This window comes from Thermoleptolyngbya sp. M55_K2018_002 (genome assembly GCF_015295965.1).
GTDB classification, from domain to species: domain Bacteria; phylum Cyanobacteriota; class Cyanobacteriia; order Elainellales; family Elainellaceae; genus Thermoleptolyngbya; species Thermoleptolyngbya sichuanensis.
This window is the reverse complement of record NZ_DVEA01000368.1, coordinates 12,552-27,433: the sequence shown is the minus strand read 5'-3', so window position 1 is coordinate 27,433 and position 14,882 is coordinate 12,552. Positions and strand designations below refer to the sequence as shown.

Here is a 14,882-nt window from a genome sequence, read left to right as displayed (position 1 = left end):
TGACCTGACCGCCAGACTGGCGCACCACAATAATTGATTAGAGCAGCCTATTAGAGCCTATCAAAACGGAATCAGCCCCAGAAAGCGCTCCATCAGCTTGCGTCGCCATATAAAGCGCAGCATCAGTGCCCAAACGACGGCAACCAGCCCAATGCCGATATATTCCTGCGGTTCCAGAGGAGCCAATTCAAAAAAGCGTTGCAGTGGGGGAAGCGTAATAATCGCAATGTAAATTAACAGCACCAGTCCTGCCAGAATCGTATAGCGCCAGTCTCGACTCAGCGGCTCTCCGCCCGCCCAACTCGGCGTTGGCGGCTTTAGGAACGGCAGCAACAGCAGCCCGCCCAAAACCTGCATTGTCACCATTGCGGATTCTGCAATTTGCTGAGCTTGGCTGATCTGTGCGCGATTGATTTGCCGTGCCAACTCTTCTAGCGAAATTGCGCCGCTCAACCAGTCCATCAACGGGCCGACGTTTTCTGCCAAAAAGTAGAGATAGACTAAAATACTCGCCAAAGAGAGGGTGAGCGCGGCAGGCACGACAAAATGACGGAAGGATTCCCACAGCGACACTTTGGGTCGGGTGGGGCGGGCCCAGAGCGTTACAAAAAAGGGCGGCAGACCCACCGTCAGGAACGTGACAATTGTGCTGGCCTTGATGCTGAAGGGAAACGACAGCGTAATCATGCCGATGGCCACGATCGCCAAGATAAACGAAAAGATCCGAACCATAAACAGCTTGCTGATGTCCACCACTCCGTTGCGGATGCGCCGTCCTTCCGTGAAGATTTTGGGCAAAGCGCTGAAGGTGTCGTTGAGCAGCACAATGTCAGCGACGCTGCGGGTGGCCTGGCTGCCGCTTTCCATTGCAACGCCGACGTTGGATTGCTTGAGCGACAGCACATCATTCACCCCATCGCCCATCATGGCGACATAGTGCCCGCGAGACTGGAGGCTCTGCACCAGACGCGCCTTTTGCTCTGGGGTAATGCGCCCAAAAATCGTGCTTTCTTCGGCGGTTTGAGTGAATGCTGCATCGTCCATTTCTGTCAGATCCTGACCAGATACGGCGATGATGTCTTCACTCAAGCCTGCCTGTTTGGCTAGGGCTGCCACCGTGACCGGGTTATCTCCTGAAATGACCTTGACCTGGATGCCTGCCTGACGAAACTCTGCCAGGGTTTTCTCGGCATCTGATCGCAGTTCATCCCCAAAGAAGAGCAGCGCTAGTGGACTGAGATCGGGCGGCAAGACGGGAGTATCTGACGCATCTGACCAGTCGGGAAGCGTGGGACTGTGGGTAAAGAGCAGCACCCGCAATCCCTGATCTGCGCCTTCTTGAGTGCGCGTGAGCAGATCTTCTGACAGAGACATCGCCATTGCCAGCACCTCTGGCGCACCCAGAACGTATACACCAGGCTGATCTGCGAAGGCGATCGCACTCCATTTATAGACCGAAGAAAACGGGATTTCTTGCTTGACGGAACGCGGCGATCGGGGCAGAAACGCGGCGATCGCATCATTCGTTTTATTACTCGCAGTGGCGCTCGCGGCGTATTCTCCCAGGCGTTCTTCTAAGGCAGCGCGATCGGTGTCAATGGGTTCGAGCGATCGCAGGTTGATTCGATTCGCCGTTAGAGTCCCTGTCTTGTCCAAACACATGACATCTACGTTACTCAGAGACTCTACAGCGTTGGACTGCTGTACGAGCGCACTCTGTTCCGCAATGCGGACTGCGCCCAGTGCATAGGCCAGGGTAATCATGAGATATAAGCCAATCGGCACCAGCCCCACCAGCACCGCCAAGTTTTGTATGCCCGCTGTAATGGAAGTAACGCCCAGCAGCATTCGCAGAAACGTTACCAATCCCAGCACGATCGCCACACCCAGCAACAGGCGAATAATCAGATTAATTCGGCGTTGCAGCGGGGTGAGGACTTTCCGAAATCGACGCGCCTCTGCGGTCATCTTGCTCGACAGGCTGGCGGCTCCCACCTTTTCGGCTTCGTAGTAAGATGACCCGCTGACGCAAAAGCTGCCAGAATACACTGGGTCGCCGGGCCGCTTGAGGATGTGATCCGATTCGCCCGTCAGCAGGGATTCGTCTACTTTAATGTCGCCTTTAATGTCGCCGTCGCCCACCATCACGCCATCCACCACCACCTGGTCGCCCGGCCCAATTGCCAAAATATCGCCCACCACAATCTCTGCTAGGTCAATCTCCTGCGATCGCCCGTCTCGAATCACCGTTGCCGAAGGGCGTGTCAGCAGCGCAATCTTGTCTAGCTTTTGCTTGGCGCGAATTTCTTGAATAATGTTGATGACGACGTTGAGCAGCACTACAAAGGCAATCACCACCACATCGCTGGCCCGCCCCAGGGCAATCAGCACTAGGCTCAGGAACAGATACACGCTGTTGATAAAAGTGAACAGGTTATCGCGCAAGATATCCCAATAGGTGCGGCTGGTTTGCACTGGAATATCGTTTCCCTGCCCAGCAGCGCGACGGGCAAGAACTTCGGATTGGCTGAGACCCTGGAGGGCGGAAGGCGTGGAAGACATGGGCTTAGCTGGGATTTTGGATTTTAGATTTTGGATTTTGGATTTTAGATTTTGGGTTTGGAGGTGTGTTGAAGTAGGTGGACAATCATTAATTTGAAAATATTACCCCCAACGGTGATGCTGAGGGCGTTTTGAACGTGACGTTCTAATGCTTGACGCGGCTGCGGCGACTGCCGAATAAATGGGCATAGACATAGGTAAACTCGCAGCCAAAGAAGAAAATCTGAACGGTCAAGAAAATCCACAGCATCAGAATCATCACGCTGCCGATCACGCCGTAGGAGAGAAACCGCCCGCCAATTGAGATGACGCTATTGCCCACCAGTTGCTGTAATGCAAAGAGCGCAACGGCGGTCAGCAGCGCCCCCGGCCAGACATCTCGCCATTGGATGCCCACGCTGGGCAGGATTTTGAATAGGATACAAATGGCGATCGCCAATATTAGAAAAGACACTCCCGTTTGCAGACCTCGATCCAGCGAGATATCGTCAAACTGAGTGACTTCAAAGGTTTCCTGGAGCGTCTTGACCAGATTCAAAAAAATCCGAATCGCAATGTTGGACACTAGCGAAACCAGCAGCAGCAGCGCTGTTCCTAGCACTAGCAAAAATGCAAATAGCCGATTTTTAATGAAAAACAGCACTGAATCCAGCAGACCCCGCCCGCTAGAGTCTGGATCGGCCGATCGCCAGATGTAGTTTACCGAATAGCGCAACACCCCAAACACGCTGCTCGACGCAAAAAGCAAGATCCCAAAGCCCACCAGTCCTGCGCCGACGCTGTTCTCATTCATCGTGATGATAGTTCCCCTAACCAGCTCATGCGCTTCGGGCGGCAGGGCCCGCGCCAACCCTGCGGCGATCGCCCGAAACGCCTCCGTATCTGGCCCGATCAAGGAACTGATGATACTCAGCATCACCAGCAGCAGGGGAAACATAGCAAACAGCGCATGATAAGACAAGGCCGCCGCCATCCCTGGACAATTGTCTTGATTCCAGCGCAGACCCGATTGAATAAACAATTGAACTAACCTCGACGGCAGGATGGTCGATCGAACGTATTCAATGAACCGCATAGGACTGCTTAGATCTGGACTCTCTGGCTAGAAGTGATCTCGCTTATTGCCACGGTGCTGTAGCGCGAATTGGTCTTGAGCAGACTACTTGAGCAAACTACTTTGAGCAGGGTGTATCCCACTTTTGTAACCCTCACCCTAAATCCCTCGCCCAAAGCGGGAGAGGGACTTCCAATCCGGCTCCCCTTTGCCCTTTTTGGGGAGAAGGGGCTGGGGGATGAGGGCAAACTTGCATAACTGGGATGGGCCCCTTTGAGCAAACTACTTTGAGTAGATTACTTCGAGCAGACGACTTTGAGCAGACTAAATATTAAGACAAGCTGAATATAAGACAAGCTGATAACAATTCATATAACTCAGGGGATTTTAGACCTCTATTCACGGGATGTGCAATTTTGCTGCTCTCTCCCCCTTTTCTGGTATGCCGAAGGCTTTCGCCCTCGCCTGCCCCGGAGCGAGACTTCAAGCTCCTCTTGCTCCCCTTCTCCCGATCTGGGAGAAGGGACTGGGGGATGAGGGCAGAAAAATCTAGACTCAGATTAACGAAGATGCATGAAATTACTTTGTGCCCTGTCAAACGGATTGTCAGTTTGAACTTGCTTGACTTATATCCTCTCCAAGACGCGCTGCGATCGCACCTCCAATCTCAACAACTGGCAACATCGGAGGCTAGGGCCAGTGGCACAGGGAGTCCACAGCAGGCGATCCGCAGGGAAATGCTGTAAGCTATTGCAGAAGTCGGGCGCAAATGGTCAGGCTCAACCCCATACCGTGGCTGTCCTGGCTATGCGTCTCAAAACCACAGCCTCCGATGGGTTCCTTGTCTCAACTATTCATTCCTCGAATATCTGCCTTGCAGCAATTCGCCGCGCGACCCGTTGAGAGGCTGCTCCAATCGCTCTCTACAGGTTTCTTATCGACCTCCGCTGCACTGGGCATCGGCGTTTGGGGTAATCTGCTGGGAGCATCGCCAGCCCTCAGCGCAGAGCGGCTCACGACCTACGTAGGGCCCCTCCAACTCTCGATCTCCGTCGATGCGCTCGAAACCTATGCCCAAACGGGGCAAGCTTCGGGCAACTTGAGGCTATTTCTGGGCTTTTTGGATGCCGACTCTCAAGCGCAACTGCGGCGACTGCTCCAGCACGAAATGAAAGCCGATGTCGCGTTCGTTTCGCGTGTTCTTAACATTCCAATGGCGGAGCAGGTGTTGCAGAGCATCGGCAAGACCCTGCAAACCGATTCTGGACTGAATGGATTTCGCGCGGTGCGCTCGGCGCTCATCCTCTCTGCCGCCAATCACCCAGAGGGATGGACCTGGATCGACTGGATGCGGCAGTATCCTACCTCAGATATCCGAATCGATCTGAGTTCGCTAATGGCGCTTCTGCAAGATTTGAAAACCGTCGTTCTGTATCAGGATGCAGCCGCTCAAGTGGTGATGGATGTCTCTAATCAAGAAGCCGCTGCGGACCCGGAGTTTGCCTATGATCAGCTACCAGACCTGAGCCAGCCCGGCCCCTATGCGTTTCGGCGGGAACAGTTGACGTTTGACATCCAAGCCACTCGCACCACGCTCGATGGTTTCTCTGGACGCTACACCATGCGGGTAGATGTTTACATTCCAGAGAACGCCCCAGCGCCCGCGCCGCTGGTCATTTATACCCACGGCTGGGGTGGTCGTCTCAGCGATGGCATGGTGGATGGCGAACACCTGGCCTCCTATGGATTTGCCGTTGCAGTGCCCGAACACATTGGCACCACAGACACCTATCGCAGTCTGTTTCTGGCGGGTGGGCTGGGCGACCTGACGAGTCCGACAGAGTATGTGAGTCGGCAGCAAGACATCATCTTCCTGCTGGACGAGTTAGAAAAGCTCGATGCGACCGATCCCCAGTGGCAGGGGCAAATTGACGTGCAGCGGGTCGGCATTATTGGTCAATCTCTGGGTGCAATGACCGTTTTGGGAGCGGCGGGGGCCAGCTTCGACCCGGCTCAGCTTGTGCCCCGCTGTGCAGAGGGGTTAACCCAGATCAATCCATCGTTTCTGCTGCAGTGCCACGCTCGCTTCTTGCCGCCGACCCTCTACGACTTTACAGACCCCCGCATTCGCGCTGGGATTGCTCAATATCCGATGGGGGCAACGCTGTATGGACAATCAGGAGTCGGCAATGTGCAAATTCCGATGCTGATTCTAGCTGGGACTCGCGATATCTTAGCGCCATCGGTGTATGAGCAAATTCCGATGTTTGCCTGGATGGATGCCCCCGATCAGTATTTGGGACTCATGGTGCCCGGAACCCACTTTTCCACCAGCCCGCCCCAAAATGAAGAACTGGTTCCTGCGCTGATTCGAGGGCCGGCCTGGGCGATCGGGCGTTCCTATATCCGCAACCTCAGCGTCGCGTTTTTCAAAACCTACTTGGGCGATCGCCCCGAATCGTCTGAGTATCTTCCGTACCTAACCGCCTCCTTTGGACAAGTGCTGACCCAGCGGGCGGCGGCCTTCAGCAGCGACGAAAATCGGCTTTATCTGATTAAATCTTTATCCCCGGCGCAGTTGGCCGCTGCCTACGGAGGGCAAATTCCGGGGGGCGATCGCCCTCTTGCATCCCGTTCTTCACCCGTCGCCGCTAGTCGTTCCGTGCTAGACGATCTAGACGCAACGGGCGTTCTGAGAATTGGGATTCGCTCTGAGGTGGCTCCGCTGGGTTACGTTAATCCACAGTCAGAGTGGACGGGCTTTTGCTTTGACATGGCCAGGCAACTGGCTGACTATATTACGACGACGGAATCAAGGTCGGTGGCGCTGGTGGTGCTGCCGTCTAATGCAGACAATCGCTTTGACCTGGTTCGGAATGGCTCTGTCCATCTGGAATGTGGCCCCAACCCGATCCACACCACGGTCAACGGAATTGTCTTCTCGGAACCTTTTTATGCTATGGGCAACTTTGGGCTAGTGCCCAATGAATCTCTGGAATGCAGTTTCTATGGACTGGCTCTGCCCGATGGCGATCGCCCTTGGCGCTCCTTGGTCAATCGCTATCTGCGCTCGGAACCTGCTCGATTGCAGCGTCGAGAGTATGCCAGGAACTTTGATACCGATAATCTATTTAACCTGGAAATCTGCTTTCGCTGAGTCCTATAAAATGGCGATCGCCCTCACATTCCGGCGTTTCGGGCTGTTAGGAATAAGATAAAAGCAGCATCTCCTGACCAAGCTGAAGTCGTGGCGCTAGTATACTTGAACTGCTTTTGCGTCTCAGATTTGAGTGCCCTAAGTTCTGACAATTTTGACACCTATTTGACACCTATCAGAGCGATTTTGGACTGGTAATTTGCCTAGATCTCAATTCCTCCCTGAAAGGTGAGATATTTTTGCACGCTTTCTTTAGAAATAAGCTATTCTAAGTAAGCTATTCTGTTGAGGCTCTGGTCAAAATTAATGCACAGATTAATGTACACCAGGTTAATGCACGCCAGCTTGAGGCGAAGGTGAGGAGTGCTGTGGGTTGAGCGTATCTCATGCCCACCGCCCCAACCGCTGCGATGGCGGACGATCGGGCGATCGCGCCAGATTGAGCCAAATCGCGCCAGATTGCGCCAAATCGCGCCAAATCGCGCCGCATGGATAGAGCCGCCGCGCCCTACTCACAGTCTTCTGCCATTTTTGCCCCTGAACAGCAGCACACGCCGATGCTCTAATCCGTAAAACCCATGAACCATAAGCAGTTCAGCCTGCGAAGCCTGATCGCTAGAACCAAGGCGGGCGATCGTCCCAATCCCACCGACTCTCGTATCCCATCCGCCATCCCCAGATTTCCAAAACCATCATGACAGACGATTTCATCACGACCGACCAAGACCGAGTAAGCCACACTGACCTGACGAATGCTGCCGAAATGCTTGCCAAACTGACTGCGACGACCACTGACAAACCCCAAATGCCATCTGCCGCTGAGTCTGATGAAAAGCCGTCTAAAACCCGACGCGCCTACCGAAAGCCTGTGATTGTGGATTTGAACCTGCTAAAAGCTGTTGCAGAACAGATCGGCATCAAAGGTAAAAACCGCAGTTCTGAAGATCTATTGCACCAGGTTCTAGAAATATTTTTGGTGCTGGGCGTTGATCCAGCGGAGGCAGTCGAGGCGCACGCTCAGTCCGCCCAACCCGCCTCCGAACCCGTCAACTCGGCCGAGGAGACCGCCGAATCTTCACCTGCCACCGTTGATCTCAAGATTGTGGCAGATCAGGCCAAAACGCTGGCCTGGTTTACCAACGAAATCGAAACCCTAAAAAACCAGGTGAAGCAGCTAGAGCAAGCGCTGCAACAGGGACAAACCCAGCCCAATGCTCAGCTTGCAGCCCTCCAGCAGGAAAACCAGCGACTCCGGCAGGAGCGAGATGCAGCCGTAGAAAAGCTGGAAGCCTTCCGCAAGCTGCTAAACGGCAGCAGCACGCCGGCCCTTTCTACGCCAGCCCTTTCTGAGGAGGTCGAAATAGTCCGTCCAGCAGTGCCCACTGTCTCGCTTGCCGAACCCGAACCCGCGCCTGTAGCGTCGAAAAAAGCTGCGTCCCGCGCTTCATCGACCCGTGGCAAGAAGGCGATCGCCCCCACCGCCACCAAGCCCACCGCCACCAAGCCCACCGCCACCAAGCCCACTGCCACCAAGCCCACTGCCGCCAAGTCTACTGCCACCAAGCCCAAACCTGCCCCAGAAGATGCATCGCTCGATCCGGGCGTGCTAAAGGCGCTGTACGCCATCATGGACTATAACAATGCCCAAACCTCCCATGCAGACAAGTGGGCCATCTCCTTTCCGGTGATGAAAGATCTCTGCAAGACCATCGGCGTGGCCACACAGACCAAAATCACCCAGGTATTTCGCACGAAGGCAGACCTGATCGAGCAGCACCACCAGGAGCATAGCCTGGGGCAGCGCCACAATCGGGTTCACCAAGGACAAAGCATTACCGACGTGATCTCGCTGGGAGTATAAGTGGCTTTATAGCTGCTCCATAACTGGTTCCGCAATTCTTCAAACACCCAAACACCTAGAGCTGGACTTGCAATACGCTCAGAGTATGGGCGATGAGGTCAAAGCTGGCAGCGTGTGCTTGGCATGGCTAAAGTTTGTATGCCACATCAACACCTTACTCAGATTTGCGTCTGAAAGGTCGGCATAGCTAAAGTCTGTTCTCGTCAGAAACGCCCCATCCAGCACGGCCCCGCGCAAGCAGGCCCGATGGAGCCGTGCATCCGTCAGGTCAGTATTGACCAAGAGGCTTTCACTCAAATCTGCATCACTCAGGTTTGCTTCTCGCAGCAGTGCCCCCGTCAAGTTTGCGCCCCGCAGAACTGCGCCCTGGAGATTTGCGCCGCTGAGGTCAGCATAGGAAAGGTCTCGCCCGCTGAAATCTATCCCTGCCAAATCTGCCTGGAGCAGGTTTGCGCCCCTCAAGCAGAGTGGCTCTGGCACAGGGCGGGTTGGGCAAGGTGGAGGCTCCCAAAGCGTTTGTGGCTGAACTTGCGGCACTGGCTCACAGCTCGGAGAACTTAGCTCAGACCCGTTGCCGCGTAGCGCAACATCCGATAGCGCAACATCCGATAGCGCAACATCCGATTCGGAATGGCAGAATGGCTTGGCATTTGGAAAATCGCTTAGCCCGATTTCATACTGCACGGGTAGACCCTCCAGCAGGGTTCGATCTTCGCTGATATGGGGCAGCTTGAGCTGAGAATCAAATATGCCGCGCCGCACCTGGCGCTGATGGAGCGTGGCAAAGCTGCCTGCTGCCAGAACCCGCAGACAAGGCGGAGGCACCTGATCCTGGCGGGCGATGGCATAGAGTAGATTAGTCTGTTGCAGCCAATGTTCAAACCGCATCAGGAAAGAGTACGGACGCGCTAGGGAGTGGCCGGGGGCTAGCTCTATGTTCACCCAGTATCGCGCTGGAAACTCATTGGCAGACAGGGTAATGCAAAAGTCCTGGAGTTTGATGTTGAACTCGCGCTGCACCTGTTCCATGACCTGGATTGCATGAAATTCTGTTGTTTTCTCTGTCGTAGAAGACAGCAGCCCACCCTGCCGATGGCGAAACACAATCAGCGGCGTTTGTTCATAAAATCCAACAACTTCCACAACATCGCCGATGTCGTAACGATAGAAGCCGCTGTAGCTGGTCACCAAGATACGATATCGTTCGCCAACCTTCACCTCCGCAGGCAGGAGGGTTTTGGGCTGTTCGACATGCCACTGATCCTGCGGGACGAATTCAAAAAAGCCACTCTCGATTGCCAGAATGCTGCCGTCGGTGTTGAAGCTGGGATAAACGCCAAAGGTGGCTTCGGCGGTGCCATAAACGCCGCCAAATACCGGGATGTCGCCAAAGTAGTCGGGGAATCGCTCTAGATAAAAATTGGAGGTGCCGCCGCGAGCAGTGGTGAGATAGCTGAGTCCTGGCCAGGCGGCTTTTGGGGTGAGCCGACCGTCGTAGTAGAGGGCAGCCCGCAAGTCTGTGGCCCGCTGTGGAGCCGCCGTAAATCGCCGTTCGAGCTGGGCCCGCAGGTGGGGTTCAAGCTGGAGCCACGGGGCGATCGCTCCCTGTTCTAGGTCGTGAATGAGCTCCTCGGCATAGGTTTCCAGATAGCGGCAGGTCCGCAGCATCAGCATCGGGAAATTTGCAACCCAGCCGCGCAAATCTGCATGTCGCAGCGCAAACAGCAGGCAGACGTAGTGGCGGGCCAGGGTATCGGCGATTTCTAGCGCGTCGAAGGGCTGGCTAAACAACTGCTCGAACAGGAGGCGGCCCTGGCGAATGCTGCCCACGCTGACGGGGCCGGTGGGGATGCCGCCGCTTGTTTTTTGGGGTTTGGGAACCGCATTGGTGAGCAGTCCTTTGCCAAAGGGGAGGCGGCGCTGCTTCATTTCGGCGATCGCAAAGCCCATGCTGGCCAGGTCAGCCCGACGCAGCGTGCGCTGATAGCGTCGAGTCACGGGCACTTGTTTTTTGCGGCTGGTGGTTCCACTGGTGAGGTTGATATAGACCACCGGATCGGGGTTGAGGACTCCCCGATCGCCTTGGGCAATTCTTTCTGTGTAGGGTTCATAGAAGCTGTAGGGCAGCACCGGAATTCGTTCACGAAACTGATCCAGCGTTTTGATCGTTGACAGATCGAACTGTTGGCCTAGCTCTGTGTTTTTATGTGCTTGAATGAATTCTCTTAGAAACAGTTCTTGCGTTTCCATCACCTGCTTGGTCTTGTGGATCAGACGTTCTCGCGCATGAGCAGCGTAGGATTCCAGCAGTGTGAGTGTAAAGCGATGATTCATGGGCCTGATCAAATCTTGCTGAAGAAACTGGGTATTCCAAAAGACCTGCACAAAAAGATTTGCACAAGAAGACCTGCACAGAAAGACCTGCACAAGGCGAGGGCCGCCGTGCAGCACCAGCCTCTACTATGCCAGTCAAAAGTAACAAGAAGGTTTCAGGAATCCTAAGCGGTTTTTCCTTTGCGGCTTCCTTTTTGCCGGACGAGCGGCAACTGAATTTCAAAGACCGAGCCTTGATGGAGCTGGCTGCGGACAGCGATGTTCCCTTGGTGGGCTTCGATGATTTGACGGGCGATCGCCAGTCCCAGCCCCACGCCCCCGGTTTCGCGCGATCGCACGGCATCAGCCCGATAGAACCGATCAAAAATGTGCGGCAGGTCGGCTGCATCAATTCCGATGCCTGTGTCTCTGACTTGCAGGATTGCTCTGGCGGGCTGTTGAGTAAGAACTAGGTCAATTGTGCCGCCTGCGGGGGTATAGCGACAGGCGTTTTGCAGCAGGTTGGCGATCGCCATTTGCAACACTTGCGGCTCTGCGAAAACCAGAACGGCCGTCTGTGGCACTGTGCAGCGCAGGGTTTGCTGACGGTGGGTGGCTTGCGCCTGGGTCGCGTCTACAAGCTGTTTCACCAGTTGCCCCAGATCAACGGACTGCAAAACATGCGGCGGCAGTTGCCCAGAGTGTCGCGCCAAAAACAGGAGTTGACCCACCAAGGCGCTCATGGATTCGGCAATCTCGACAATGGTTTGCAGGCGGTGGCTCTGCTCTTGGGAGTCCACTGGCTCCATCAGCCCGACCTGGGCATTGCTGAGGATACCCGCCAGGGGCGCACGCAGCTCATGAGACGCATCGGCAGTGAATTGCTGGAGTTGCTGATAGGCCTGGTGGATCGGCTGCATGGCCACGCCACCCAAAATCCAGCCTGTGAGGGCGATCGCCCCCAGCGCCATCGGCACGCCAATCGACAAGAACAGCCGCAATTCTCGCAGGGGTTCCTGAACCGAATCGAGGGGTGCTGCAATTTGCAAAAAGCCCAGCACCTCCTCGCCCCGACGCACGGGCAGCGTGAGCTGGCGAAACTGCTGAGGCGGGCCGACCCGTGGCGGACTTGATGGAGCAGTCGGGCGCAATGCCGCACCCGTCAGAGTTACCAGTCCAATAGGTGCCTCCAGCGTGGCAGCGGGAATGTCTCCCACAAACTGGAGGAGCCGTCGATCGGGCGTATACCATCGGGCAAAGTGCAAGTAGGTGTCTAGCACCAGCGTATCGTTTCCCAGCAGGGGCACGCTTTCCAGGTCGATGCGCCGAATCGATTGATACTCAATCTCTTCAACGCCGCCCGCCATGATTTGGGCCGTGTTGTAGAGGTCTGCGTCGAAGGTTTGCAGGCGATCGCGGGCCTCGCGCCAGTACAACAGCACCGCAAAGACGACCAGAATGCCGCCCATCGAGAGCGTAAACCAGGTGGCTAGATTTTGGCGGCTGCGGTTGAATAGCATGTCAGCGGCATTTAGAACGCGGCATCAGAAAGCGGCATCAGAACCCGGCATTAAACGCGGCATCAGAATTAGCATCTCAGTCAGTTGCCTCTGGCACGCTCAGGCGATAGCCCGTACCATAGACCGTCTGCACCCAGGTTTCTGCACCCAGGGGTTGCAGGCGCGATCGCAGTCGGTGGATTAAAATCGCGACTGCCTTACTTTCGGGCTGCATGTTCCATTCCCACAGCGCTCGCTCAATCTGGTCACGGGTTAGGACTTGCTGAGGATGCCGCATTAGATATTCCATCAGTTGAAACTCTCGCGTCGAAAGCTGAATGCTCACGTCTTGCCGCTGCACCGTCAGCGTGGCCAAATGCAGTTGCAGATCCGCCAAGTGCAGGATGTCGCCTGTCCAAAGGGGCGATCGCCGCCCCAGCGCCCGCACCCGCGCCAGCAGTTCTAGAACATTCACCGGCTTAACCAAATAGTCATCTGCGCCTGCGTCCAGCCCCGTCACTCGATCCATCAGCCCATCTCTGGCCGTCAGCATCAAAATTGGCGTGCCTTTGCCCGTCTGACGATGCTGTTGACACAGATCTATCCCGCTAATCTTGGGCAACATCCAGTCCAAAATCAGCAGGTCGTAGGTGTGTTCCTGCATGAGCCACTGAGCGGTTTCCCCGTCCAGCGTGGCATCCGTGATGTGGCCGGCTTTTGCAAGGGCGGCATAGAGCGGCTCCAGTTGAATCGGATCATCTTCGGCCAATAGAATCTTCATAACCCTGCTCTGCTCAGGAAGCTCGTCCTGCGGCTGCCTCCAGGTTTCAAATTCTACCTGCTATGACTCCATTTCGCTGGCTGCGTGCCCGGTTCTCCCAAGGCCGAATTCTATCTGCTCAGGACGGGCAGACTGCTCCAAAGCTGAGGAGTTCGTCACCCCTGCGATCGCCCGCCAACAGCCCGCCGCTCCCCTCGCGCCTGAGGCCGGCCCTGCTTCTCTTGGCGCTACCTGCCGTCGGTGCGCTCTTCTGGCTGGGAACAGGCTGGCTCAATCAGCGCGTTTTGGGGCAATCCTATCGCCTGCCAGACCAAATCATTCTGCCCAATCCGCAGCAGGTGGAGCTAACGCTGCGGCTGACGGTGGTTTCGATTGATGTGGAAATTGACCGGCGCGAGGGCACGTCTGAGGTGGCCGTCCAGGTGCGCGGTTCGACGTTGCAGGCGCTGGAGTTTGAATATCCGCTCACAGACTATGCCACGGTGGAGCGGGCCATCGCCCAAGAGCTAAGCCTGCCGCCTGAGCAGGTTCGCCAACTGATTCGCTATCGAATTGAGTAAGCGTCGGTGTTGGACGCTAATACGGTTGGGCCAGCAGCCAGTCGGCAAATTGGGCGATCGCCGCTTGATAACAATCGGCTCCCAGTTCGCGGCAGAGGTTGACCAGTGTGCCCTGAGGAATGGGGCGATCGATCTGAATGGTGGAGCGGGCGGTCGGGTCGATCTGATGGTCGGGCGATCGCACCAAGCGCGACTGAAAGCTGGCCAGCACCGGACATTCCTCATCAGCCGCAAAGACATGCCAGCGCATCGCCTCTTCCTCATCTGCTGACAGCACGAGGCAATGAGTGGATCGCCGCAAGATTTCGGCGTTCTCAGCCGTGCGCTTGCCACCCAAATCCAGCAAAATCAGGGACAACTGAGAGTTTCTTCCTAATTGCTCAATCATGTGCAGCGTTGAGCCAACAAACTCTTCCGAAAAGGCAGCTTTTTTGCGGATTTGTTGCACAACTGCTGGATCGGCTTCATTGGACCACATGCCCTCTCCATCGGGACAGGCGCGGTGCAAAAACACACCCGACGGCTGTCGCTGCAACAACTGTCGATATAGTTCTGCCAAAAAGACGGATTTTCCTGAATGCGGCGGCCCCCCTACGGCAATCACTCGACCGTGATAGTGGACACGGGGATCAGTTGCAGAAGAGGGTTGAGACAGGGGGCTATGGGGAGTCGTCATGGTAGATGGGGGCACACAATTGGAGATTCAGAGGTTTGGAGATGAGAGGTTTGGGAGATAAGAGGCTAGAGATAAGAGGCTAGAGATTAGAGGCTGATGGTCTTGCCGACTTGAAAGCGTTCATCATGCGTTTGCACAATGACATAACCCAGGCGGGGGTCGTAGGTGGCGATCGCCGGACTGGGGTGCGCTGCATGAAAAATCATGCCGTATCCCCACACCGGGCCGCGGCCGTTGATCAAAATTGGCGATGAACCCACGAGTGCTGGTTCAATCTCTCGCACAGCTTCTGCAAATTGCTCTGGTGTCGTTACTCCAGTGGGAATTTCAAACTCCACCAGTCGAAAGACTAGCCCATTCTCATGGGGGCGATCAGTGATTGTGAAGACGGGTTTTGCCATGAGAGTTTACGTTTGAGG

11 protein-coding genes are annotated in these 14,882 nt (G+C 55.5%); 3 read left to right on the top strand and 8 right to left on the bottom strand.

From position 1 onward, the window contains the following. Nucleotides 1-60 precede the first annotated feature (60 nt). Entirely contained in the window at nucleotides 61-2,562 is a 2,502-nt protein-coding gene (locus IGS51_RS19065; protein ID WP_297080375.1) for an HAD-IC family P-type ATPase, read from the bottom strand. Nucleotides 2,563-2,707: 145 nt separating this feature from the next. Next, nucleotides 2,708-3,583, bottom strand: a complete 876-nt coding sequence (locus IGS51_RS19060) for a YihY/virulence factor BrkB family protein (RefSeq protein ID WP_297080374.1) — start codon at nucleotides 3,581-3,583, stop codon at nucleotides 2,708-2,710. A gap of 907 nt (nucleotides 3,584-4,490) precedes the next feature. Here IGS51_RS19060 and IGS51_RS19055 point away from each other — a divergent pair. Beyond that, the gene (locus IGS51_RS19055; protein WP_297080373.1) at nucleotides 4,491-6,773 is read left to right on the top strand and encodes an alpha/beta hydrolase; all 2,283 of its coding nucleotides are present in this window, start codon (nucleotides 4,491-4,493) and stop codon (nucleotides 6,771-6,773) included. 384 nt (nucleotides 6,774-7,157) lie between these two features. Here IGS51_RS19055 and IGS51_RS19050 read toward each other — a convergent pair whose 3' ends face one another. Then, entirely contained in the window at nucleotides 7,158-7,289 is a 132-nt protein-coding gene (locus IGS51_RS19050; protein ID WP_297080372.1) for a hypothetical protein, read from the bottom strand. Nucleotides 7,290-7,467: 178 nt separating this feature from the next. Between IGS51_RS19050 and IGS51_RS19045 the strand changes: the two genes are divergently transcribed. Further along, the gene (locus IGS51_RS19045; RefSeq protein WP_297080371.1) at nucleotides 7,468-8,634 is read left to right on the top strand and encodes a hypothetical protein; all 1,167 of its coding nucleotides are present in this window, start codon (nucleotides 7,468-7,470) and stop codon (nucleotides 8,632-8,634) included. A 78-nt stretch (nucleotides 8,635-8,712) separates the two neighbouring features. Here the strand turns inward: IGS51_RS19045 and IGS51_RS19040 are convergent, their stop codons facing one another. From IGS51_RS19040 to IGS51_RS19030, 3 genes are all read right to left on the bottom strand, one after another. Beyond that, nucleotides 8,713-10,968: a GH3 auxin-responsive promoter family protein gene (locus IGS51_RS19040; protein WP_297080370.1), complete on the bottom strand. Its 2,256-nt coding sequence runs from the start codon at nucleotides 10,966-10,968 to the stop codon at nucleotides 8,713-8,715. Between the two features lie 164 nt (nucleotides 10,969-11,132). After that, on the bottom strand, nucleotides 11,133-12,467 hold the full coding sequence (locus tag IGS51_RS19035) for a cell wall metabolism sensor histidine kinase WalK (protein WP_297080369.1): 1,335 nt from the start codon (nucleotides 12,465-12,467) through the stop codon (nucleotides 11,133-11,135). Nucleotides 12,468-12,543: 76 nt separating this feature from the next. Beyond that, nucleotides 12,544-13,227, bottom strand: a complete 684-nt coding sequence (locus tag IGS51_RS19030) for a response regulator transcription factor (RefSeq protein ID WP_297080368.1) — start codon at nucleotides 13,225-13,227, stop codon at nucleotides 12,544-12,546. Between the two features lie 62 nt (nucleotides 13,228-13,289). Here IGS51_RS19030 and IGS51_RS19025 point away from each other — a divergent pair, with 62 nt between their 5' ends. After that, entirely contained in the window at nucleotides 13,290-13,787 is a 498-nt protein-coding gene (locus IGS51_RS19025; RefSeq protein WP_297080367.1) for a hypothetical protein, read from the top strand. A 16-nt stretch (nucleotides 13,788-13,803) separates the two neighbouring features. Here the strand turns inward: IGS51_RS19025 and IGS51_RS19020 are convergent, their stop codons facing one another. Then, a complete protein-coding gene (locus tag IGS51_RS19020) occupies nucleotides 13,804-14,463 on the bottom strand; it encodes an ATP-binding protein (protein WP_297080366.1) in 660 nt (219 codons plus the stop codon). A gap of 86 nt (nucleotides 14,464-14,549) precedes the next feature. Beyond that, nucleotides 14,550-14,864 carry a CRISPR-associated ring nuclease Crn3/Csx3 gene (gene crn3, locus IGS51_RS19015; RefSeq protein WP_297080365.1) on the bottom strand — a complete coding sequence of 105 codons (315 nt, stop codon included), beginning with the start codon at nucleotides 14,862-14,864 and terminating at the stop codon, nucleotides 14,550-14,552. Nucleotides 14,865-14,882 lie beyond the last annotated feature (18 nt).